The organism is Actinobacillus capsulatus DSM 19761 (assembly GCF_000374285.1).
GTDB classification, from domain to species: domain Bacteria; phylum Pseudomonadota; class Gammaproteobacteria; order Enterobacterales; family Pasteurellaceae; genus Actinobacillus; species Actinobacillus capsulatus.
Window position 1 is genome coordinate 1 of the sequence record NZ_KB893952.1, and the last position, 21,709, is coordinate 21,709.

Here is a 21,709-nt window from a genome sequence, read left to right on the forward strand (position 1 = left end):
ACCTGACGCCGCCAGATTTAAATAATATTCTACGTGCGGAAACCAGCTTAACGCATTCTTGCCATTAAACTGCTTATTCGCTTCAGCATAGGCTTGCTTAACCGGTGGGTTATCGCCTGTATCTTCGCCATAACGTAACTTTTGTGCCACGATATTACGGGCTGGCTTCTGTAAAAATTCTTCCCCATAATACAAATACGGGCATTGGACTTCTTCTGCCGTTGGAAGATTGAAGTAAGTGGGTATTTCATCAAAATCTTCCGCCTGCGGAAAATGCCCCAACTCACCAAGCGAAACATTATAACCGTGAATAAATAAGGTCGCGGCATTTCCATCCAAGGTGATTTGGTTAATTTGAGAGCGTGTTAATCGCGTTTGATGATTCTGACGAAAGCGTAAATTTAATAATATCGGTGGCGGAAGATAGATTGCATTCACCTCCCGTTCATTCACCGAGACAAAAACTTGCAACGGCTTGGCTAGTTGTAAGCGTGGGTCTGAATTTTTTTCGGCATTTGCCTGAAGCAACACATAGCCATCACTGGTGCTTAATAGCGCTTGTTCGTCTTTATCTTGTAGCTGCCTGCCATCTCCTTTGTGATTATATTTAGCATCTGCTCCAGCAGCCACTCTGGTACCTTTCAGTAATTGCCAAGAAATATCACCACATTTCACTCCAAAATGCTGACTATCGCCGTTGTCATCAATCTGACCGTAATAAACCCCGCCATCTTGGTCGTACACTTTCACCTTAATACCTGCGGGTAATTTATAACCGAGCGTATCCTTATGATGAATGATAATATCTGCCCGACAAGCCGCCGTACCTGACTTGGTACTTTCAGAACGGCATGTTTCTACAAGTTGATGATAAAAAGGTTTATTACAACTATGTTCCATCTTGCTAGGCTCCTAACTTATTATGAATAATTCCAGCTGCTTCCAACTCAGCTATCCTTTGTTTAATTAAATATAATTTTTCTTGTCCGTTTCTTTGACTTCGCAAAATCTCAGCGATTTTACCCTCAGTGTCTAACTTATCAATTTCTACGCCATAGGCTAAATTAAATAAACTAAACAGACTGATATAAATCGTTTGATGTAACCCATATTGATTACAAAGGTGAAAATTATACTGAACGACTTTTTCAATCGTGCTTCGCTCATAACATTCCGCCAGTGCTGGCGTGGTTTCCACAAGTTCATTCACTATATTTGCCAATAAGTGCTGATTTCTTTCTGCTAATACATAGTCCATCTCAAACTTATCAAACTGCTTTTTCGCTGGTTTGATTTGAGTAAAATCAATAGGCGTATCGGGCGTATAACAAACTACATTCTCACCTTTCGGTAAAATAAAAGCCTCAATTAAACCGCTGCCCCAAAACGTCGCTAGTTTTCTCGGGTAATACATTAAGCGGTCAAAATATTGCTCCAACACTAATGGGTCGTAAAAACGAAAATATAATAAACGTTCATCATACGTCGGCATATAAATAAACTTTCTAAAATGATGTAATAACACCTCAAAATCTGCGGACGAGCGAAAGAAAAAACCAAACGGCTTATGCCAATGTTGCTGTCCGTCTTCTCCTGCTTTCCCTTCACTGCACAGTTCTTCTACAAAAGCGTGATGTTCCGGCAAATGTAATAGATAAGGTGCGGTATTTTTCCTACGTTCACCCTCCTCGCCTTTAAACAAACAAGCAGAACGAATATCACTCCGTTCAAAACAGGCTGGAAACCAAAAACTCACTTCGGCATTGATTATTGCATAACATTGACTATCACTGTCTTCTTGCCAGAGCAGAGACTGGATAGATGCGGGAATAGGCTGGAACAAAAACGGCGCGCATTCCTCTTCTTTTCTAAAGAGAGATTCGGTTTTAATTAGACTCGCCGTGTCGCTTTTCTCACTTTCCTGATATTGATTGGGATTAAAAACAATCAGCGGATTAGATTCCGATACAGCTTGAGAAAGGCTTTTCAATGGCAGAATAAACGCCTCTTCACCGTGGCGTTGGAAATACAGTTCTAGTGGTAAGGGGTGTAATACATAACTTAGTCGCAATTGATTTTTTTGCTGGTAAACCATTATTTGGCTTTTCGCCACCTCGGCATTCTCGGCATAAATCAATATAATTATGCGTTCCTGCTCGTTCCCATTATATAACTGAGCGTCTACTGCATAGATGGACGTTTTTTTCGACATAAGCTGACCTTAGTATGAGGTTTATTTTGATAGTTTGCATACTATTTTAGCAACAATTAATTTTTATTACTTCTTACGATGTTACTGTGTGTATAACTAAAAATCAATGCGTTGCGTCTGTAATGATCTAATCAACGCAGAAGTTCATAGAAAATCATTAATAAACAGCACTTGAAAGAATAATTAAATAACAAATTTTGTAAGTAAAATTATAAAAATATCAAAAAGCTACTTCTTTTCAGGAAAAGTTAATGTTAAATAACATTTAATCTGATATAGTTACGCTCGTCTATCATAGACAAAAAATATTTCAAATTTTAAAATCACTAGGAGAATTTTATGCCTACACCAGCATTTATTTCTATTGAAGGTAGTAAACAAGGGAAAATTACAGCAGGCGCATTTACCGAGGACTCTGTCGGTAATGTTTATGTTGAAGGTCATGAAGATGAGATCATGGCTCAAGCTATTAGTCATATCGTAACTGTTCCAACCGACCCACAATCAGGTCAACCATCTGGTCAACGCGTTCATAAAGCATTTAAATTTACTTGCTCGTTAAATAAAGCGGTACCTTTAATGTACAATGCATTAGCATCTGGTGAAATGTTACCTAAGGTTGCAGTAACTTGGTTCCGTACTTCTATCGACGGTCGTCAAGAAGAGTTTTTCTCTACTGTATTAGAAGATGCGGTAATCGTTGATATGAACTTAGTAATGCCAAATGCACAAGATCCAAGTAATGCGCCATATACTCAACTATTAGAAGTAAGTATGAGCTATCGTAAAATTAACTGGGATCATACTATTGCTGGCACATCAGGCTCTGATGACTGGCGTAGACCCCAAGTTTAATTTTGATATATAGATATCCTATTTAAATTTGGCTCAAAGCGCTATAGTAAAGTGCTTTGAGCCAAATTTTTGAAATATACAAATAAATTTCCACTTTCTGCTACTCTTTCACTAATGAAAGAGCCATATCCAAAATTTAATTCAGTACTATAGTTAGCGTAGTATGATAAACTCCTTTTATTCATCTAGAAGATTTAAATGTAAATAACTTTAAAAAAATTCACGCTATAAATCATTAAAACTATCTTAATTCCACTATTTCTTAATCAGCTTTACTAAAAAAGGGAAGCACAAAGCTCCCCTCTTAAGAGTTAGTTACTATTTATAATAGGTCGATCTTTAAAAGACTTCGCTTATTCATAAATATCTACTGGTTCTAATAATTTTCTAGCATCCTTTTTAAGATTAAGTAATTTCGGTGGTAATCTAAAATCACTCAATACCTTGCCAAAGAATGGATTCGTCCCATTTTCGACAACTAATCGATAATTTATTGCGCCACCATTTAATTTAAATGAAAGATCAAACGATTGACCGTTATCTTTTGAGGATGCTATATCAAACATTCTAAATAGAGACCAATCACCTGTTCGGCGTAATGTAGAAGAATCTCCAGTTGAGGAAACTAAAGTTAAACTGGTTTCTACATCTTGGCGAGTTGTATTTGGCCAAATTAACCGACTAGCAGACGGAGATTCGTGGCTATACTTCAGTAACTGTCCATCGATATTGAACGTTGAGGTAATAAATTTACCTGAAAGTCCTAATGGTCTTAAGCTGAACGAAATACTTACATTACCAGATGAATCAAAATAATTTCTTTGAATATCTTGCAAGTCTTGAAGTGCAATCAAAAACTCAGAAGAAATCATACTTTCTCCATTTACAACTGACAGTTCAGCATTATCTTCTAAAAGGAATTTCAAATAATCATTATAAAAACGTTGTATACGTCCATTAGGTCCAAAAAACTCTCTGAAATCATCTAATGAAATACTCTGTGTTGCTTTACGATTTACTGGATAACGATTAGCGATTCTACTTTGATAGAAGCTATATACATTTCGATTCCATAATGTGTTAATTTCACTTAGTGCCGTTTTTAATTCTAATGACCATGCCTCATCTGCAATCTGATTCAATTGAGTAGAGAGTGGTTCAGCCATTTCATCAGCTAAACGTCTTAAATCAATCGTTGGATTCGTTCGTTCTAAATTCAATTCTGACATTATTGCTTTCAATGCAGTTTGTGATGGCTCTGGTGATTTTTGAATCATCTGCATATAGAACTTAAGTTCAGAAAGTTTTTTCATCACTAAATCCATATGTGGTTGACTATCTGTAGATGCTTTTAACTCATTTGTTAATGGAGCAAAATGCTGAGCAATCTGTAACGATGCCAGTTGATTTGCTGTTGCAATATTGGCATCTTCATTTGCTTTTTCTATATTAGCATCAGATAGACTTGGATAAATATCACTATTTTTATCTACAAGATTAATTATTTTTTGTAATGGTTTATCGTTATTAGTTAATGCTTCTAGTACATTTACTGCATGCTGCAAATCATTAAAATGTACAACTTCAAGATTACTTAATGCATCTTGCCACGTTTCAATATAATCTGTAATGTAACGTTCACGAATTTCATCTGATAAATTTGCTAAATCTTCTTTAGAATAATTAATTGTTTGTTGTTTACCAAGCACCCAAGTATCAATTGCAGCTAACTGCAATAAATCTTGAGCTTTGGGATCATAGAAATCTTTATATGCCCAATCCGTAAATAACGGACTAATCAATGTTCCATACCAACTAATATTTTTATCTTTAAAGAAGACATTAGGATCTTCTTCCGTTAAACCTATTTTAAAGATCGTGCTAAAGCTTTGTCCAATTTCAGCTTTTAAATCTGTTGCTGGTTGTAATTCTGTATTGGCCAAGATTTTAAAATTTTGATAAATACGGTCAGCCAGTGGTAACTCACTATATTTTTGCTGTTTTTCCGCTATTTTTTTATCAAACATACTTAAATCCGGATCAATATACTTCATAGCATAACTAAAATGAGCCATCAACTGACGTTGAATATCTAGATTCTTTGGATAATTTTTTTGCAAATATTTAGCCATCCATTGTTCCGGTATTTTGACCTTACGATTTTCCATGTCATCGATCATACGATAAACACGTAACAACTCTAGCCCTTCATTGCTATCTTCAGGCAATGCATCCATTTGTTCAATTAATCCCATTGCAATTTCAGGCAAAAAGCGTTCACCAAGGAATCTTTTATAGACTTCACTCACTTTCTCACCTACTTTTTTACCTTGGTACAAGCCAAAATCTTCAATAATTGGCAAAGCTTTCTGATAATCACCATAAGCATACGTAGCTTGACGCAATACGTTCAATGGCTTCAATAAATTTCGACCAGTTGGATCCATTGATTGGCTCACATTCATTTCTCGAAATTCGTCTATTAATTTCAAAATTTTAGTTGAAGTAGTTTTATTTTGATAAAAATAATTTTGCCATATGGCCAGCATACAAATTCCGCAAATAGAAACACCTATTGTCCCTAATACAAACTTACGCTTACCTCTACGAACTTCTTTTTCATTATCACTAGCTAATCCTGCTTCTGGATAAATAATGTTTTGAAAGAAGTTATAGGTAAAATATGTTCTTTGAGATTTTTCAGGTAAATAGCTTGGTACAACATGAGGTAAATCAAACTGCTTAGAAATTGCCGCTTGGTAGAAATCCATTGGAATACCTTCTTGAAAAATTGAAGAAAAGTAAACACCTCGCGCATATGGGGTAGTCGTAAAACGATCGCTTTCCAACACATCGCTGATGAACTGAAGTAAAATATTTTGCATCCCTCCTAACTGTCGGGCATACATATACAATGACTCACGTTCTTCCTGAGAAATCGTACCTGCAAGGCGATCAAAAACAAGCTCTTCAACTTCTTTTACAAAAGCTGAATAACTATTTGCCAATTCTTTTGTCCAATTATCTATCTGTTGTTCAATATTTAGGGTAAAAGAAAAACCAAGATTCTGATGACGCTCAGTTTGTTTTAAATCACCGTAAAAAGTCTCAAAACCTTCAATAAGATCAGATTTATTTAATACAACATAAACAGGAATACGTGCACCAAATTGCCCTGTCACTTCACGAATTCGATTACGTAATATCACCGCTAATGCCTGTCTATCACTATGATTCGAAGCAATTAATTTTGGCAAATCTACAACTAAAATAATCCCATTTATTGGTCGCTGAGGTCGAACATCGCTAATCCAATCAAGTAAATGCCTCCATAACCCTTTTGCAATCTTCCCATCAGGATCTTGCTCTGTACCTAATTGCTGAATCATACCACCTTCGGGATCAAGCAAAATAGCATCATCACTCGCCCACCAATCAATTTGATACATAGAATGCTCACGCATATAGCGTTTAGAGGTTCTCTCAACCGCTGTCAGCGTAAATTTTTGGTTAGAACGATTAATAAAGCTCGTTTTGCCTGCTTCATTAGAACCAATTACCATGTACCACGGAAGATGGTAAATATAATCTTTATTAGATAAATGCGCTTTTAAAGATTCAGCCATTAACTCAAGACTATCATCTTGATCTTTAATATAGGGCAGAATGACATCTTTCTCTTCTTGCTCTTTTTCTAATTCATTTTTTTCTTTGTGCAAACGCACATTTTTTAGCTGAAGTTTTAAAATCGCAATAATTGCTAAACTTAATAAAACAATAATTGTAGCAATAATTCGACTTCCCGTTCCTACTTGTTTTGCAAGTTCATAGTCCCAGCCATTTTCATTAGATAGTCCAAAAAAGCTCCATGAGGTTCCATAAGTCCAAATTCCAGCAAAAAGTAAAATTAATCCCACTACAAATAATACGGGAAATGAATTTCTTAAGTGAGAAAAAATTAGATATGTAAATTGGCGAAAGAGACCTAGTATTTGGTTCAGGTAATTCATTCATTATCCTTTAATAATTTATTTTTTAATTGTTCCAATTTAGTGAAGAAAGTACTATCCCATTCTTCCACAGTATATTTTTTGCAATTATCAATCAATTCTAAAAGCTCATTTATCGCAATTCTCAGCATTCCCTCTTTCAAAAAGAAACGTATTTTCTCAAATTGAAGATAGTGTTGAGAACGAGTATCCACTATAGATTCTAGTTGTTCATCAATCAATTTTAGTACTGATACAAATCCATTAGAGGAATAGATTTCATCAAAATTATTTGTTAAATCAACAACTGATGACACTTGAGTTTGTGAATTACTCGTAACCTCTTTATCCACTAACCAATTTACTACTGTTTCACTAAGAAAAGGTTCTCCATTTTGAAATTTGGCCGAGTGAAACATAGGAAATTTATCAACGAACTGTTTTGTTACAGTTCTAATTATTTCTGCAACATCATTAAATTTTAAAGCCTGACAACACTTAGCAGATAAGTAGCTTCCTTCAATCCAATATGGACTCGTTGTGATTGTTTTTTCTATGCGTCCAAGTAATTCTATACTAGGAGATGTCATAACCTGCTCTCTATAATCGCTCACCTTATCTAGAGGAACAGATTGCATCATCGTATTTCCTTGAGGATTCATTTCTGGTAACTGAGTAATATTGTGCCACAGCCCGAAACGGCGACTAACATAACCAAGTATGGATGATGGTTCAAGGGAACAAGTTGTATCTGCAACTTGGAAATAAAACTGTTTTAATCGCCGAGCGTTAGTCAAATCAATTTTATCTGCAATAGAGAGATTTAAATAGCTCTTAGTGATGTTATCTTGAATAGAAGGAGTTATTTCTCTTTCAACTTGTAAACTATGTTCTTGACTTACTTCTTGCTTATGTAGAGCTATTTCTTCTTCAGAATCTGACCGTTCTTTTACGAAATTTTGTAATCGATTAAAAATAGATTCTGCATTAGAAATATATTCTGCGAGTTGCGCTTTCAGCTCGTTAGTAAGTTGCGTAATATTTTTACTATCTGAAAGAGTAAATCTCACATCAAAATTATTCCCTACCGCATTTTCAATTCGTTCTAAGATAAGAATTATTGATTTTTCTTTAAAACGATCAATCTTATTATCTTTTGAAGGTTTAGGATAAGCGCTAAAAAGATATTTTTTATTAAATTCGGAAAATAGAGTTAAAAAATCTATCAGATTGGATTTAAATCCTCTATACAATAAAGCATATCCTAAGTATTGCAATATTTTGTAATCCTTACAAACGCCTGATAAATACTGTTGGGAATTAGCAATTAATACATTCCAATCTATACTATCATGTTGTAATGAGCCAAATTTCATCACCTGCTCATCAATAGCAGAAAAAACATCTCCTTCTTCATCGGGAATACCTACTGGGAAAGCAGCTCCATCAATATCATTTAAAATATCTTGATACTTCATTTTACCAACCACATTCTTTTCTTATTGATGCTACTTTTGAAGCCAAACCACCATTCTTAAATGTAAAACGTAGATTCTCTTGAGGTAATAAAACAGTAAACGAATCAGTATATAAAATTGATTTCAATTGCTGAATTGCATAAAGTCCTCTACCTGAATCTAGCATATACCCTCGCTCTGCACTTTGCCAATCAATTTTCGAAGCAACTTGGTTAGTATCGTTATTTACTATATGAACATTAAGTACATTCCGTTTGACTGGTTTATCTAATGCAATTTGAAATCTTGTAATATTATCTTTACAAGCAATATATACAGCCGCATGCTGATCATTACTTGATAATGCAACTTCTAGATTAGCTTCAGCAAGAGAATCATGAATATCATCTTTTGCTAAAGTAAAAATATCACTAACTAGCTTAGGAATAATATTATCCATAGCTCGATCATCAATAATATTTATCCTAACCGGTGTATTAAAAACTTTATCAAAACAAGCAAGACGGCTAGCATTAGATTTAATAGACGTACATTGCTCTACCTGGCTAATTTTTTCTTCTGATAAGATATTTCCAGAAAATAAAGATAATAAGCCTAATAGAGCCGATTTATATATTAAAGAAAAAGTAGAAGTATTCACCATAATCCCCTTAATAAAATATTACATGTTATTGATAATATCGTTGATATTACTAATAATTTCTGAGGAATATGAATCCAAAAGCATACTATATAAAAAATAAATTAAGACAAACACTAACGAGGCACCCCATGTAAGGTGTTTCAATGAAAGCGGTTTCTTTACTGTATAATCACTTTTATACAAATGAATTTGTTGATTACGCTGATAATCACCCCGTAACGGTCTTAATGTTTTTTGTAGCTTTAACAGCATATTTTGTATATTTTCTTGCCCGTGGGGGCTTAATGCATACTGCCCTTTAAATCCTAGAGCTAAACAAATATACATAAACTCTAAAAGCTCATGATATTTTTCTGGTTCTAACATTGTCCTAGATAAGATAGAATAAAATTTTTCACCGCCCCACGTCTCATTATGAAAATATGCTAATAAGGAACGCTGTCCCCATACTGAAGAACTTCCCCAAGGCGTTGACATTACCATTTCATCAATAAATGTACATAAACAATATCTAAATGAAAGCTGAAAAGCGCTATCATAATTTAACTCTTTTACTTTTTCGCTTAAAGCAGAAATTTCATTCTGAATTCTAGAATATAGAGCAGCTATATCATTTAAATGAGATATTTTTCTTAAACGAAGTGCTGTTGCAAGCAAAGGATTCGCTAATTCAATCAGTGGATTATAAGAACTAGTCTGTAATTGAAAATCATAATCAATATCGAAATCAACATTTCCAACTTGTGCATATAACAGATCAGTTTTCTCATTAATAATAGGAACATTATTAGTAATAAAAACCCTATCCGAAGGCATACTTGATGAAGAATCATCTGTATTTAGTAATTCATAATTGCTCATTATGCTAAATCTCCTCGAATAGCCCAAAATTCAATCTCTAACCCCGGGTAATTTCCTGTTATATGAAACCCAAAGCCAGATGATGAGACTAAGCTCTCCCAAAAAGGAGATGTTTTATCTAACTGAAAGTACATAAATCCAGAATGATAAGGTAAATATCTTGGAGCAACTGGCAATGTATGTACAGGTACACCCGGCAATTGTAAATGTACTAATTGATTAATTTGTTCAATACTTGAGATTTTTGTCTGTTGAACAAATTGATTTTTTAATAAATCCGGCTGCATATGAGCTTTAATTGCAATAATAAATTCAGCACTTGAGTATAGAGATGAATCATTCACCTGAGCAGTATAAATACCATATTGATGTGCGACTACAGGTAATGGAATAACTTTAGCATTGGTCACAACACTTAAGTAAGATTTAATATCACTAAATAATAAGTTTAAAGACGATGCTGGATTATCATGCAAATAATCATAGAAGGTTTCTGAAAAGCGTTCTTTTAATACAAACGTAGCTAATTCACTACGTAAAGAAGAAAGCAATTCATACACATGTAAAGGATGACTTTTGCCTAGCTTACCAGTACTTTTTACTAACGGTAGTACCCTATTTAATGTTAAAAGCATTAGAAAGTCATTTACATCAGCTATACCGGATTGCTCTGGACGCCCAATCCTGTTTACAATGCTCTGAGCACGTAATGAAATTAAATCTGATAACTCAGATAATTTCTTCATAAAATTTGGCATCGCAGTAATATGCAATGACATTGGATAAAAATCATCATCCAATATTACTTGATGATCTAAAGAAATATCTTTTATTTTTGCAATTGGTAAAGAAATATAGTTACTCAGATCATCCAAAGATGATTTTAAAAAATATTGATTTTTTAACAATTCAATCTGAGCATAGTTGCCATTTTCACTATGAGCGTCTTTTACCTCTGTAAAAATAATCTCACTTCTAGAATTTACAAGATCTAAATTATCTACCAGATAATTAACTTCACTTTCTCCATCAGCTACTATAGGCAAAGAAAGATAAATAGTTTCGCCAATTAGATTGTGATTAATGCTTATAGGAGCAGGAAGGCTATCTGTCAGAGGTAAATCAAAAAGCGTTCTATCTGGCATTATGCCTCTACATCGAGTAAGGGCAAACTTGCCATAAACAAGCTGTTGGTGATCAAGCACAATCTCTTCAAAGCCTAGGTTATAGGCACAAATATCTATAACCTGCTTTAACTGAGAGGTAAGAAAACGACTTTCTTGCTGAAAATGTTGAGGTCTAATAAATAGCCCCTCTTTCCATAAAACACGATGCGATAAAGACATTGATTAATTATCCTTATAAATTTCAACTTTAGAATCTAATACTCTAATTAATAAAGGATAGCTTTCTCCACCTTTTGGTTTAACTTGAACAACTCCTTTCCATTTACGATTTTCATAATTATTGTAAAGAGCTACAACACCAATATAATGTGCTTTTTCATTCAATGACTCAGGTTCAATAAATCTAAATTGATTAGGAGTGATAATTAAATCGATATTAGAAATATAGGTTTTACCTAAGGACTCAGTAAAATCATTACCTCTAAAGTCATCATAAGTACTACTTAAAAATAATGATTTGTCTGTTAATTGGAATACTTTCAACATAACAGGTGTAGCACGAGCATCTGCTTTACCTTTTTCTTGTTCAATAACCCTTCTATCTGCGTTAGAACTATTTGCAGTAATATTTTTTTTATACTCATCGATTGTAATTGGACGCTTTGACGGTCCTTTCGCAATATCTAATTCATCAATATATTCCATATCGATTTCATCGCTAACTTCTGCAACCTTATCGTCTTTAGGAGAATAAATATTAATATTAGCACGATCTGTCGCATAAATAGAAAGTGAATAAGTTGACGCCTTAGCTAAGCGAGGATTTTCTTTCGGCATATTGGAAGTAGAGCAACCGCCAATCGTAAATGCTACCATAACAAGCATAAATAAAGCTTTTAATTTCATAAGTTTTCCTTAGTTATTTAATAAAAAATAGAGGATCCAGAATAATATTAGCGGACTTTTCAGTCTTATTTAAAGATGATACTTCATCCTGTTTTAATATTTCATTCTTTACAATTAAATTATCTAGCTGAAGTTCATCAGATGAAGAACGAAATTCAGAAGGAACATAGTATTCTAGCCCACTTTCAATATACGGATTAAAAAATTTATAATCTGTACTTCGAACTTGATGATAAGCACCATCAATAATTTCTGTATATGCTTTTTCATCTACTTTTAATGCCAATAAAGGGTCTAAATTCTGGCTGTTTTCCTTTAACGTTAATAATTCATTATTACCTTTAAAGCTATTTATAAAGTAAGTATCTTTCTGATCTAGATATGGTATAGTTTTATCGGTTACCTTATTCACTAAATGAGATAGCTCATCTTGTAAAGTGACAACATCGGCTTCATTAGTAAAAATCTTAACTCTAAGTTTGTAATTAAATAAAGAGATAAGATCATTATCATTTAATCTTATTATACCGCCTTTAGGAAGCGAACGCGTCGCTCTATTGATAAAAATATTATTTGTATGAGCAATCAAACAGAAGTTCGCATCATAATGTTTTATTTCAAATTCAATATCAGAAAAGTTATTTTTTAAATTGTTAATTTTCCAGCGAACATAACTCCCTGCGCCAATAAAACCACCCGAAAAATCAAAATAACAATAAGGTTGAGTTCCTCGCTCTAGCATAAAAGCATCCGTTACCATCAATAAAAGTTTATACATCTATGTACCTCCTTCTATGATAACCTTACTCAAATAACATCTCTCTGATAAATTAGAATTTATCAAAGTTGTCCACCCCAAAAAACTGGAGTTTTCTGTTCCTAAAATAAATGTAGATTGCGTGCTAGGATGTAAGCTCAATGAAATATCATAAGGCAATGGATCCTTTAACAAAAAGCGAATCAATTCTTGGAGATGTATATAGTTTGGTGTATTAGGTAAAAATTGATAGAACGTATCAAGTTCTAAATTATTTATATTTATTCTGAATTTATTTGTATATGATTCGATTTTATTACCTGAAATAAAATTCTCACCCAATACCGCATTTCTCATACCTAGTTTACTTTTTTGCTCTTCTCCAATTTCAACTAACTGGCGAACATGTTCTTCTAGATATATATTGTCCAAATTAAAGTAATGCTGTAATATTTCAGTAATAACACTCGATGTTCTAATACCAGATTGAATTAAACCAATATAATAGAAAATCTTATTCCAATTTAGATGAGAGAAATTTAAAAACTCTCTAGATAGACCAAGTAGATTTAATACATCTCGAGAGTAGGAGTCTGAAAAATCAGGTTTAAATTTAATATAATATTTATACTTTCTCCAAATTTGATGAAATATTCCAATTAAATGATGATTAAAAAAATCTAAATATCTCGCTTGAATTGATTCACTTTCATGGGAATCTTCAGCAATATCATCCAAGACACTGCCAGGTAAAGGTCCTGAAACTCCTTGCAATCCTAAAAAATTGACTAAAAACTGAAACTTCTGTCTATCGTTTTCCTCAAGAATAGACAATTGTTCTACATCGTTAACAGGGAAACTGAGTTTAGGATTGCTAAAAAATTGAAATATTGATTCTTCAATTAATGTATTTTCTAAATTATCTAATTCTACAGATGATAGATTTGCAAGAGCCTCAATAAGCTGATGAAATCCAAATTTATTTAGATCACTCGTTGAAGAGATATTTTCTGTTCCCATTTAAAAATCTCATTATTACTTGTATTCACTATTTCCAATATATGAAATGAATTAATTGTTCCATATAATCTAAAAAATTCGGCTAAGACAGAACCAAAAAGAAAAAGCTCTCCCTCACAAAGAAAATTATTGCTGTTTACTTTAAGTATAGATTTCTGTCCTCTGTATATAGCTCCTTTGATTACTTTATCAATAGACTGTGTATAAATTGATTCTATTCCAGCTAATCTTTTTTCCGTCCGCCTCATTGCTTGAACATCATAAATACCAGAAAAATCGTAAGTCAATAAAATTTCCTTTAAAACATCCAATTTTGTCAAAGATAAATAATTCAGTGAAAGATTAGAAATTAATCTCCAATGAAGCTTTTCATCTAAAACAGCCCTAACTGTTTTCACTGGTAACGTAATATTTTTAAAGTCAATATAAGAAGGGGTATTCTGCGATGGAACACAAATATCACCTATTCCTAATAACTCAGGTAAACTATGATTAGTACACTCTAATTCTAAAGATATTGTTTCTTTTGCTCCTTCTAATAATTTATTCGTATCAGAAACAAAAGAAATATAATGCTCATATCCTGTTTCTTCGATATTATTTTTAATAATTGATTTATAATATCCTTTTTTATCTAAACTCAGATTGTGAGCAAATGATTCAAATTTATTATAAATATACACTTTACTAGGAGAAAGTGAGTTAGTTATTTTTGAACCTGTTACATTTTTAATATCAAAAACTTCAAAATGCTCACGATTAAACCCAGAAGGAATTACAGGATATAAATCTCTTTTTCCATCAAAATTTATTGGAATAGCATCATTTTCGAATAAATTAATCACTGGTACACTATAGAGTGAAAAATCTGAATTCGTTAGTTTAAGATTCTTTGGGAAAGCTCGGTTAAACTCAAACACCAATTTGAATTTTTTCGTATTAACTGCTCTAAAATATAAATGAAGTTGCTTTAATTTAAAGAAATAAAATTTCTTAGGAAAAAAGAAAAACTCTTGAAGCAACCGATATCCATCAAATGCATTATCTGGATATGGAATCAATGATTCATTCTTATTAAAACCAACAGGATTAATAATATCAAGAGGTAAATTAATTACTGTATCACCTGATTTTACATAGATTTTTGTGAGATAATTAAAAATCCATTGGTAACATGTCAGCGCACTATAATCACTACCTGATAGGTAAAAAGATAGCTCATCACATTGTAGTGATGAAAAGTCACCATCTGTTATATTTTCCAAATCAAGCTCAATAGCTGTAGATTCTGTACCTGTTGTATTATTGACAGCGTTTAACACCAATGGATAAATTGCAACGTCCATCGTCGTCTGGAATTGACAAGCTGTACCATCAACAGGCTTAGAAGAGACAAACATACCTTTTTTCACAATATGCTTTGTTGTAATCGCCCTTTCCTTTGGCTGAAAATTTAAAATTGCACAACTAGGTAAAGGACGAAGATAATTTGGCCAAAGAAGTTGAATCATTGATTGAATTATTTCTGGCAAATTATCTTGTACTTTTTCTTTCAAACGCGCAGTCAAAAATGCAAAAGACTCAATAATTCTTTCAGCTTCAGGATCAACAATCTCATCAGATAAAAAACGAGATAAATGCGGATAAGCCTTTGAAAAATGCTGACCGTCTTTTTTAAGAAAATCTAATTCAGCTCTAAAAAACTCTTTCAAAGACATTTATATAACCTTAAACTTTTTATTTGAACTATCTAGAATAATATTCAACTCAGTTAACTCATTTTTCTGCTTCAATAATACAACGCAAGTAATTCGAAAATTAAGTTGAAGTACATCATATACATCAGGAATATATTCTATTCTCGTAATCCTGACTCTAGGCTCATAACGCTCTAAACTTACACGGATATCAGAAATAATCGTCTGGCTCAAGCTTCGTGTTGTAGCAGTCGCATCATTAAAGTCTTTTAACCCAAAATCGGGCGCACATAATGTACACCCTTCTTTTGAATTTAATACTAATTCTATGTTCTTTTTTATCGAACGGATTAAATCGCTTACAACTTCTACTTCCGTCTTTCTTTTTATGGCATCCGTATTTTGCGAAGCACTTTTAATCCTATCCCAAAATCCCATAAAAATAGTTACTTATTACCATCGATATCTAGTCGACCAACAAGAGAAAGATCAAAACTTGCTCCCATATATTTAAAATGCGGTCGAACAGATAAAGATACTTTATACCAACCTGGTTCACCTGTAACACTCAATACTTCTACTTTTGCAGAACGTAAAGGACGACGACTACGCACCTCAGCCGGAGGATTCTCTTGATCAGAAACGTATTGTTTTAACCAAACATTTAACTCACGCTCCAAATCTTGGCGCTCTTTCCATGAACCAATTTGCTCACGCTGCAATACCTTCAAATAATGCGCTAAACGGTTCACAATAAACATATATGGTAATTGTGTACCAAGTTTATAGTTGGTTTCTGCTACTTTTCCTTCTTCCGTATTAGGGAATTTTTTCGGTTTTTGAACTGAATTTGCAGAGAAAAATGCCGCATTATCGCTGCCTTTACGCATCGTTAAAGGAATAAAACCTTCATCAGCTAATTCAAATTCTTTACGATCTGTAATTAATACTTCAGTTGGAATTTTTGCTTGCAATTGACCAAATGACTCAAAGAAATGTACAGGCAAATCTTCAACAGCTCCGCCACTTTGTGGTCCAATGATATTTGGACACCAACGGTATTTAGCAAAACTATCAGTCAGTTTTGAAGCCATTAAAAATGCAACATTACTCCATAAATAATTATCATGCTTACTATCAATACTTTCACGATAATTAAAAGTTTTAATTGGATTTTCAATTGGATCATAAGGTAAACGAGATAAAAAACGTGGCATCGTTAATGCCAAATATTTAGAATCTTCTGATTCCCTCAAAGCTCGCCATTTTGCATAACGAGGGCCTTCAAAAATATCTTTTATCTCTTTAATTTCAGATAAAGAAGCATAATTATCTAGACCAAAGAACTCAGGACCTGCCGCTGAAATAAACGGCGCGTGGGACATAGCACCAACAGAAGAAACATATTGCAATAATTTAATATCTGGTGCTGATGGTGTGAAAGTGTAATTCCCCACAATTGCAGCAACAGGTTCACCACCAAATTGCCCATAGTTAGCAGAATAAACATGTTTATATAAACCACTTTGAGTTACATCTGTCGCATACTCAAAATCATCAAGTAACTCTTCTTTACTAACATTTAGTACTTCAATTTTGATATTCTCGCGAAAATCAGTACGATCAACGAGTAACTTCAATCCTCGCCAAGCAGATTCCATTTCTTGGAATTTTTCATTATGTAAAATTTCATCCACTTGATGGCTAATTTTTTCATCAAGACGAACGATCATTTCATCAATTAATGTCTTGTTTACAACAGTATCTGCACTATCTGATTTCAACATTTCAGAAATAAATTCTGCTATACCTCGTTGTGCAATACTATAATCTTCATTTTCTGGTTTAAAACGAGTTTGTTCCATCACTTGATCCAACAAACTTGTTATCTGAACTTTTTTCTCAGCTTTTGTAGTTTGATTACTAGCAACCATAGATTCTTACCTTATTCGTTTTTTAAAATAATAGCTAACTCTTGCTCTAATGCTTCTCTTGCATTTGGATCAGCGATAAGCTCTTGTAATTTATTTCTAAATGCAGGAATATTTCCCATTGGACCTTTTAAGGCAAGTAGTGCTTCACGCAATTCTAATAGTTTATTAAGTTGCGGAACTTGCTTCGCAATATTATCAGGAGAGAAGTCAGCCATACTTTCTATTTTAAGGCTTACGCTAATATCTTGATTCTCGGAGCCATCTTCCAAACGATTTGGCACAACAGCATCAATAGTTAAATTTGACTGCTTCATTACCGCATCAAAATTGTGTTTATCTACGGAAACAGTCTCTCTTTCTTCGAGGTTTAATTCTTCAGCGGTACCTTTAAAATCACCAGTTACAAGAAGTTTTAATGGTAGTTCAACGTCATCCACCTGCCCTTCTGTAGCTGGTGTATATTTAATATTGATGCGCTCTTTCGGTGCAACAGAACCTGTTTTAGACATATAAAATTCCCTCTAAAATTTAAACTATTTTTTATGTATAATAAGCCGAAACGAGAGGATTATAGAAAATAGCTATCACTAAATCAATGATAAAACGCAATATAAAATGAACAGTGGAATAAATTTAATCATATTTTTCTCTAATTAAAATTAGTCTATGGAATTTTCCCCAAAGTACTAAAATATCAATAAGCTAAAGAAAATTTAATCATTCTAGTTTAGAATATACGAATTAAGTTTCATAAAAAGGAGAAAAAGCATGTCAGCACGTCGCATTATCGTCATCGGAGACAAAACTAGTCACGGAGGAACCGTCCTGCAAGGTTCACATTCTATGACTGCTGGAGGAAAAAATATTGCTTTACAAGGCGATCTTGTCGCTTGCCCTAAATGTAAAGGTAACTACCCAATTGCTGAAGGTTCATCAAAGATGTCTGCTAATGGCAGAGGTGTTGCTCTTGAAGGCATGAGAACATCATGTGGTGCTGAGCTTATTGCTTCACAATCCCTTGTTCGAGCTGAAGAATAATTTTAAGTTATATATACATCAATTATTGAAACCATATTTTTTGATTAGGAAATTCCCCATGGCAGTACAATCAGATTACCGCTACAGCATAACCCTAAACGGCATTACCCAATTCGATGTTATTCGTTTTGTCTTAAAAGAACAACTTTCCAGCCTATTCCATCTTGAATTAGATGTAGCTAGTTTTGGCTCTGAACCTAATTTTCTCACCATTATTGATCACCCCGCAACTCTTACTTTCTGGCAAGGTGACCAAGCAGTGCGTCATGTTAATGGTATTGTGACCCGTTTCAACCAAGGCGAAAGTGGCTTTTCTCGTACACATTATCATGTAGTGATTGAACCGTTACTTTCCCATGCCAGTTTACAAACTGACCTTCGTATTTTTCAGCAACAAAATAGTCAAGAAATTATCGAAACACTGCTACAAAAAAATCAGGTCACCCAAAGCCAATTTCATTTGCAAACCCCATATTGGACACGCGAATACTGTGTGCAATACCGTGAAACTGATTTAAACTTTATTGAACGTTTAGCCGCAGAAGAAGGTTCCTACTATTATTTTGAGCACAAAAATGACAGCCATATTCTCCACTTCTCCAACAACAGCGCCCTTTCCGAGAAAAAAGGCACTTTAGTCTATAATGCTATGCCTGCCGGTGAACGCCCTGAAGCAGCCGTATGGCATTGGGCATATGAAGAGAAACTTGGTTCAAACATCCAAACCTTACGGGATTACACTTTCACCAATCCGCGTTATAGCCAAGAACATCAATCCGTATTACAAGGCGCCAATGTTCTAGGTGAAGCCCGCCAAGAGAATAGCGGGCTTTATGAACGTTATGACTATCCGGGACGATATAAACGTGATGCGCAAGGCAAACCTTTTACTCAATACCGTTTAGAGTATGAACGCCGTGAAGCGGAAGTCGCTTTAGCACAAAGTGACGATTTGCGCGTTCAACCCGGTTATGTATTTGGTTTAACCGGTCATAGTCGTGCTGCATTTAATAGCGATTGGTTAGTCGTGGGCGTTGAGCATTATGGTTGGCAGCCCGGTGTGCTGGAGGAAGAGGCAGGTGAAGACGGAAATCGCTATGAAAATCGCATTAAACTCATTCCAAGTACTACTCAATGGCGCCCTGAACCTCAACCTCGTCCCGTGGTAGAAGGTTCTCAAATGGCACATGTCGTTGGCCCTGCCGACGAAGAAATTTATTGCGATGAATGGGGACGAGTAAAAGTTCAGTTCCCATGGGACCGAGAAGGACAAAACAATGAACATAGCTCCTGCTGGATTCGCGTAAGCCAAGGTTGGGCGGGCTCACAGTTCGGACATATCGCTATTCCGCGTATCGGGCACGAAGTGATGGTGGATTTCCTAGAAGGTGACCCAGACCAACCAGTAATTATCGGGCGTACTTATCATAGTACTACCGAGCCACCCTATGCCCTGCCAGAGCATAAAACTCGAATGACGATTAAATCCAAAACCCATAAAGGTAACGGCTTTAATGAATTGCGTTTTGAAGATGAAAACGGTAAGGAAGAAGTCTTCATTCATGCCGAACGTGACCAAAACAATGTGGTAAAACACGATGAAACCACCCAAATTGGTCACGACCGAACTGAACAAGTTGGACACGATGAAACTATTCACATCGGCAACAACCGTACTGAAACCGTCGGACAAGACGAATCCTTAACCGTCGGACGCGACCAATCTAACAAAATCAATCGCAATCGAATGACTAAGATTGAAAAGGATGATGTGTTGAATATCGGGAATCATTTTGCGTTAGATGTGTATGCTAATCATAATGCCAAAATAGGAAGAGATTATTCTCACCAAGCCAATCGTAATGCACTGATGAAAGTAGGCTCAGAGTTCAAACAACATAGTAAAAATATGAAACTAACTGGTTCAAGTCTGCTTAAAATTCGCGGAAAAGCTGGCACTATCGTAATCGACAGCAAAGGGATTACACTAAAAGGCAAAGTGACCGTAAAAGGCGCACTAGTCCAGCAAGGTGGCACACCAGAATCACCGCAAGTTTTATCCTTTACGGCAAACGATGCTAAACCAACTTGTGAAGTGTGTGAAGCGATGAAAAATCAAAAGCAAAGTGCAGGGTAATCGCTTAAAAAACACAAGGAAAGGGGGGGAAGCCTCCCCCTTTCCGCTTAAGAAAAATTAAAGTAAAATCGACCGCACTCTTTATCGCCATTTAACCTCGGAACAGCATAAACTATGGCAGAATCACAACTTTGGGTGGGCTATTATCAGCTAATTTATCTTGCCCAACCTCAAGATTCTTATTTCGGTCATCTTATCGGCTTTGCACAAAGTCGCGATGAGTTTCAGCAAAAAATTGAACATTACAAAATACAATATCAATGCAAGCTCACCAGCCAATTGGCACCTCTTCCTGCTATTACATGGTTTCAACGCCATGGGCACCAAGCTGCTATATTTGCTCAAGCTCAGCAACTCAAAGCCGATGAATTACGTTTTCTGCTTGCCCAACAAGAAAATCATCGTACCGACGAAACCCGTTACCTGATAGAAGAAAGTACGACCATTGCGCCTTTTGTTCAACAACCAACATTACTATACGGGTTTGCCACTTATTTGCCAGAGAAGCTCATCAATCATCCCTTCTTTGAACAACTGACTTCAACGAATAACCCAAAAGAGGGCTTGTATTACCCGAACCCCACCTTTCAAGCCAATGAGCAAGATAGGCGTTATTATGCCGTCATTGACGGCGTAAAATCTTTCACGCTACCGCAATTAAGTGAACATGAAGGTAAAACCGAATCACTATATAAAGGTGAACTCAGAGATAAAATGGATAACAATGCGCCTTATCTTGCTCAACTTACCGTGACGGACTATGAAACCAGTCCTTTCGTGCAACTGCTTTTCACCCAAGCTGAACAGCCTTGGTTGGGGGCGTGGGATGATAATCCCGCTATTTTTATTCGCAGCCGGCAATCTTTTGAGGCGGTTTCTTATCATCTGCGTAAGTTTATTCATCTTTACAGCGAACAAAATGAGAAATGGTATTTCTTCCGCTTTTATGACCCGATTATTTTGGTCGCTTACTTGCGCTACATTGCCCGCTCGCCAGCCAAACTTGCATCATTCTTCGGGGTAAGAGACGGACAATGTGTGATAGAAGCTTTCGC

The 21,709-nt window shown here is 34.8% G+C and carries 17 protein-coding genes and 1 pseudogene; 4 read left to right on the forward strand and 14 right to left on the reverse strand.

The genetic code is table 11. The features are described 5' to 3' along the window. Positions 1–900: pseudogene (locus tag C228_RS13720) on the reverse strand (alpha/beta hydrolase); the annotation flags it as partial. A gap of 4 nt (positions 901–904) precedes the next feature. After that, positions 905–2,212, reverse strand: coding sequence for a DUF4123 domain-containing protein (locus C228_RS0112380; RefSeq protein WP_018652765.1), 1,308 nt, complete (start codon positions 2,210–2,212; stop codon positions 905–907). A gap of 339 nt (positions 2,213–2,551) precedes the next feature. On the opposite strand from C228_RS0112380, the gene C228_RS0112385 reads away from it, so the two are divergent. Continuing rightward, a complete protein-coding gene (locus C228_RS0112385; RefSeq protein ID WP_018652917.1) occupies positions 2,552–3,067 on the forward strand; it encodes an Hcp family type VI secretion system effector in 516 nt (171 codons plus the stop codon). Between the two features lie 353 nt (positions 3,068–3,420). On the opposite strand, the gene tssM is transcribed toward C228_RS0112385, so the two are convergent. Genes tssM through tssB form a run of 12 tightly spaced genes read right to left on the reverse strand, consistent with a single transcriptional unit; the run spans position 3,421 to position 17,988 of the window. Next, on the reverse strand, positions 3,421–7,077 hold the full coding sequence (gene tssM / locus C228_RS0112390; protein ID WP_018652918.1) for a type VI secretion system membrane subunit TssM: 3,657 nt from the start codon (positions 7,075–7,077) through the stop codon (positions 3,421–3,423). Further along, entirely contained in the window at positions 7,074–8,534 is a 1,461-nt protein-coding gene (gene tssA, locus C228_RS0112395) for a type VI secretion system protein TssA (RefSeq protein ID WP_026313302.1), read from the reverse strand. Before tssA ends, tssM begins: the two co-directional genes overlap by 4 nt. A 1-nt stretch (position 8,535) precedes the next feature. Beyond that, positions 8,536–9,177, reverse strand: a complete 642-nt coding sequence (locus C228_RS0112400; RefSeq protein ID WP_018652920.1) for a type VI secretion system-associated protein TagO — start codon at positions 9,175–9,177, stop codon at positions 8,536–8,538. An 18-nt stretch (positions 9,178–9,195) separates the two neighbouring features. Further along, positions 9,196–10,038: a type IVB secretion system protein IcmH/DotU gene (gene icmH, locus C228_RS0112405; protein ID WP_018652921.1), complete on the reverse strand. Its 843-nt coding sequence runs from the start codon at positions 10,036–10,038 to the stop codon at positions 9,196–9,198. Further along, positions 10,038–11,384, reverse strand: coding sequence for a type VI secretion system baseplate subunit TssK (gene tssK / locus C228_RS0112410; RefSeq protein ID WP_018652922.1), 1,347 nt, complete (start codon positions 11,382–11,384; stop codon positions 10,038–10,040). Before tssK ends, icmH begins: the two co-directional genes overlap by 1 nt. A 3-nt stretch (positions 11,385–11,387) precedes the next feature. After that, positions 11,388–12,071, reverse strand: coding sequence for a type VI secretion system lipoprotein TssJ (gene tssJ, locus C228_RS0112415; RefSeq protein WP_018652923.1), 684 nt, complete (start codon positions 12,069–12,071; stop codon positions 11,388–11,390). 13 nt (positions 12,072–12,084) lie between these two features. Continuing rightward, positions 12,085–12,849 (reverse strand): hypothetical protein, encoded by a 765-nt coding sequence (locus C228_RS0112420; RefSeq protein WP_018652924.1) that lies wholly within the window; start codon positions 12,847–12,849, stop codon positions 12,085–12,087. Beyond that, complete coding sequence (gene tssG / locus C228_RS0112425; RefSeq protein WP_018652925.1) at positions 12,850–13,848, reverse strand: type VI secretion system baseplate subunit TssG; 999 nt, start codon at positions 13,846–13,848, stop codon at positions 12,850–12,852. After that, entirely contained in the window at positions 13,812–15,566 is a 1,755-nt protein-coding gene (tssF, locus tag C228_RS0112430) for a type VI secretion system baseplate subunit TssF (RefSeq protein WP_018652926.1), read from the reverse strand. The genes tssG and tssF overlap by 37 nt, the downstream gene beginning before the upstream one ends. Next, on the reverse strand, positions 15,567–15,983 hold the full coding sequence (gene tssE, locus C228_RS0112435; protein WP_018652927.1) for a type VI secretion system baseplate subunit TssE: 417 nt from the start codon (positions 15,981–15,983) through the stop codon (positions 15,567–15,569). An 8-nt stretch (positions 15,984–15,991) separates the two neighbouring features. Next, positions 15,992–17,479: a type VI secretion system contractile sheath large subunit gene (tssC, locus tag C228_RS0112440; protein WP_018652928.1), complete on the reverse strand. Its 1,488-nt coding sequence runs from the start codon at positions 17,477–17,479 to the stop codon at positions 15,992–15,994. A gap of 11 nt (positions 17,480–17,490) precedes the next feature. Further along, complete coding sequence (gene tssB / locus C228_RS0112445) at positions 17,491–17,988, reverse strand: type VI secretion system contractile sheath small subunit (RefSeq protein ID WP_018652929.1); 498 nt, start codon at positions 17,986–17,988, stop codon at positions 17,491–17,493. Between the two features lie 259 nt (positions 17,989–18,247). On the opposite strand from tssB, the gene C228_RS0112450 reads away from it, so the two are divergent. The 3 genes from C228_RS0112450 to C228_RS0112460 all read left to right on the forward strand — a co-directional run. Then, a complete protein-coding gene (locus C228_RS0112450) occupies positions 18,248–18,517 on the forward strand; it encodes a PAAR domain-containing protein (protein ID WP_018652930.1) in 270 nt (89 codons plus the stop codon). A 58-nt stretch (positions 18,518–18,575) separates the two neighbouring features. Further along, positions 18,576–20,654 carry a type VI secretion system Vgr family protein gene (locus tag C228_RS0112455; RefSeq protein WP_018652931.1) on the forward strand — a complete coding sequence of 693 codons (2,079 nt, stop codon included), beginning with the start codon at positions 18,576–18,578 and terminating at the stop codon, positions 20,652–20,654. Between the two features lie 114 nt (positions 20,655–20,768). Beyond that, positions 20,769–21,709, forward strand: a 941-nt coding sequence (locus C228_RS0112460) for a DUF4123 domain-containing protein (protein ID WP_018652932.1), incomplete at its 3' end; no start/stop codon positions are given.

Coding starts and splice junctions, on each gene's coding strand:
- C228_RS0112380 (WP_018652765.1), bottom strand. CDS start 2,212: ATGTCGAAAAAAACGTCCATCTATGCAGTAGACGCTCAGTTATATAAT.
- C228_RS0112385 (WP_018652917.1), top strand. CDS start 2,552: ATGCCTACACCAGCATTTATTTCTATTGAAGGTAGTAAACAAGGGAAA.
- tssM (WP_018652918.1), bottom strand. CDS start 7,077: ATGAATTACCTGAACCAAATACTAGGTCTCTTTCGCCAATTTACATAT.
- tssA (WP_026313302.1), bottom strand. CDS start 8,534: ATGAAGTATCAAGATATTTTAAATGATATTGATGGAGCTGCTTTCCCA.
- C228_RS0112400 (WP_018652920.1), bottom strand. CDS start 9,177: ATGGTGAATACTTCTACTTTTTCTTTAATATATAAATCGGCTCTATTA.
- icmH (WP_018652921.1), bottom strand. CDS start 10,038: ATGAGCAATTATGAATTACTAAATACAGATGATTCTTCATCAAGTATG.
- tssK (WP_018652922.1), bottom strand. CDS start 11,384: ATGTCTTTATCGCATCGTGTTTTATGGAAAGAGGGGCTATTTATTAGA.
- tssJ (WP_018652923.1), bottom strand. CDS start 12,071: ATGAAATTAAAAGCTTTATTTATGCTTGTTATGGTAGCATTTACGATT.
- C228_RS0112420 (WP_018652924.1), bottom strand. CDS start 12,849: ATGTATAAACTTTTATTGATGGTAACGGATGCTTTTATGCTAGAGCGA.
- tssG (WP_018652925.1), bottom strand. CDS start 13,848: ATGGGAACAGAAAATATCTCTTCAACGAGTGATCTAAATAAATTTGGA.
- tssF (WP_018652926.1), bottom strand. CDS start 15,566: ATGTCTTTGAAAGAGTTTTTTAGAGCTGAATTAGATTTTCTTAAAAAA.
- tssE (WP_018652927.1), bottom strand. CDS start 15,983: ATGGGATTTTGGGATAGGATTAAAAGTGCTTCGCAAAATACGGATGCC.
- tssC (WP_018652928.1), bottom strand. CDS start 17,479: ATGGTTGCTAGTAATCAAACTACAAAAGCTGAGAAAAAAGTTCAGATA.
- tssB (WP_018652929.1), bottom strand. CDS start 17,988: ATGTCTAAAACAGGTTCTGTTGCACCGAAAGAGCGCATCAATATTAAA.
- C228_RS0112450 (WP_018652930.1), top strand. CDS start 18,248: ATGTCAGCACGTCGCATTATCGTCATCGGAGACAAAACTAGTCACGGA.
- C228_RS0112455 (WP_018652931.1), top strand. CDS start 18,576: ATGGCAGTACAATCAGATTACCGCTACAGCATAACCCTAAACGGCATT.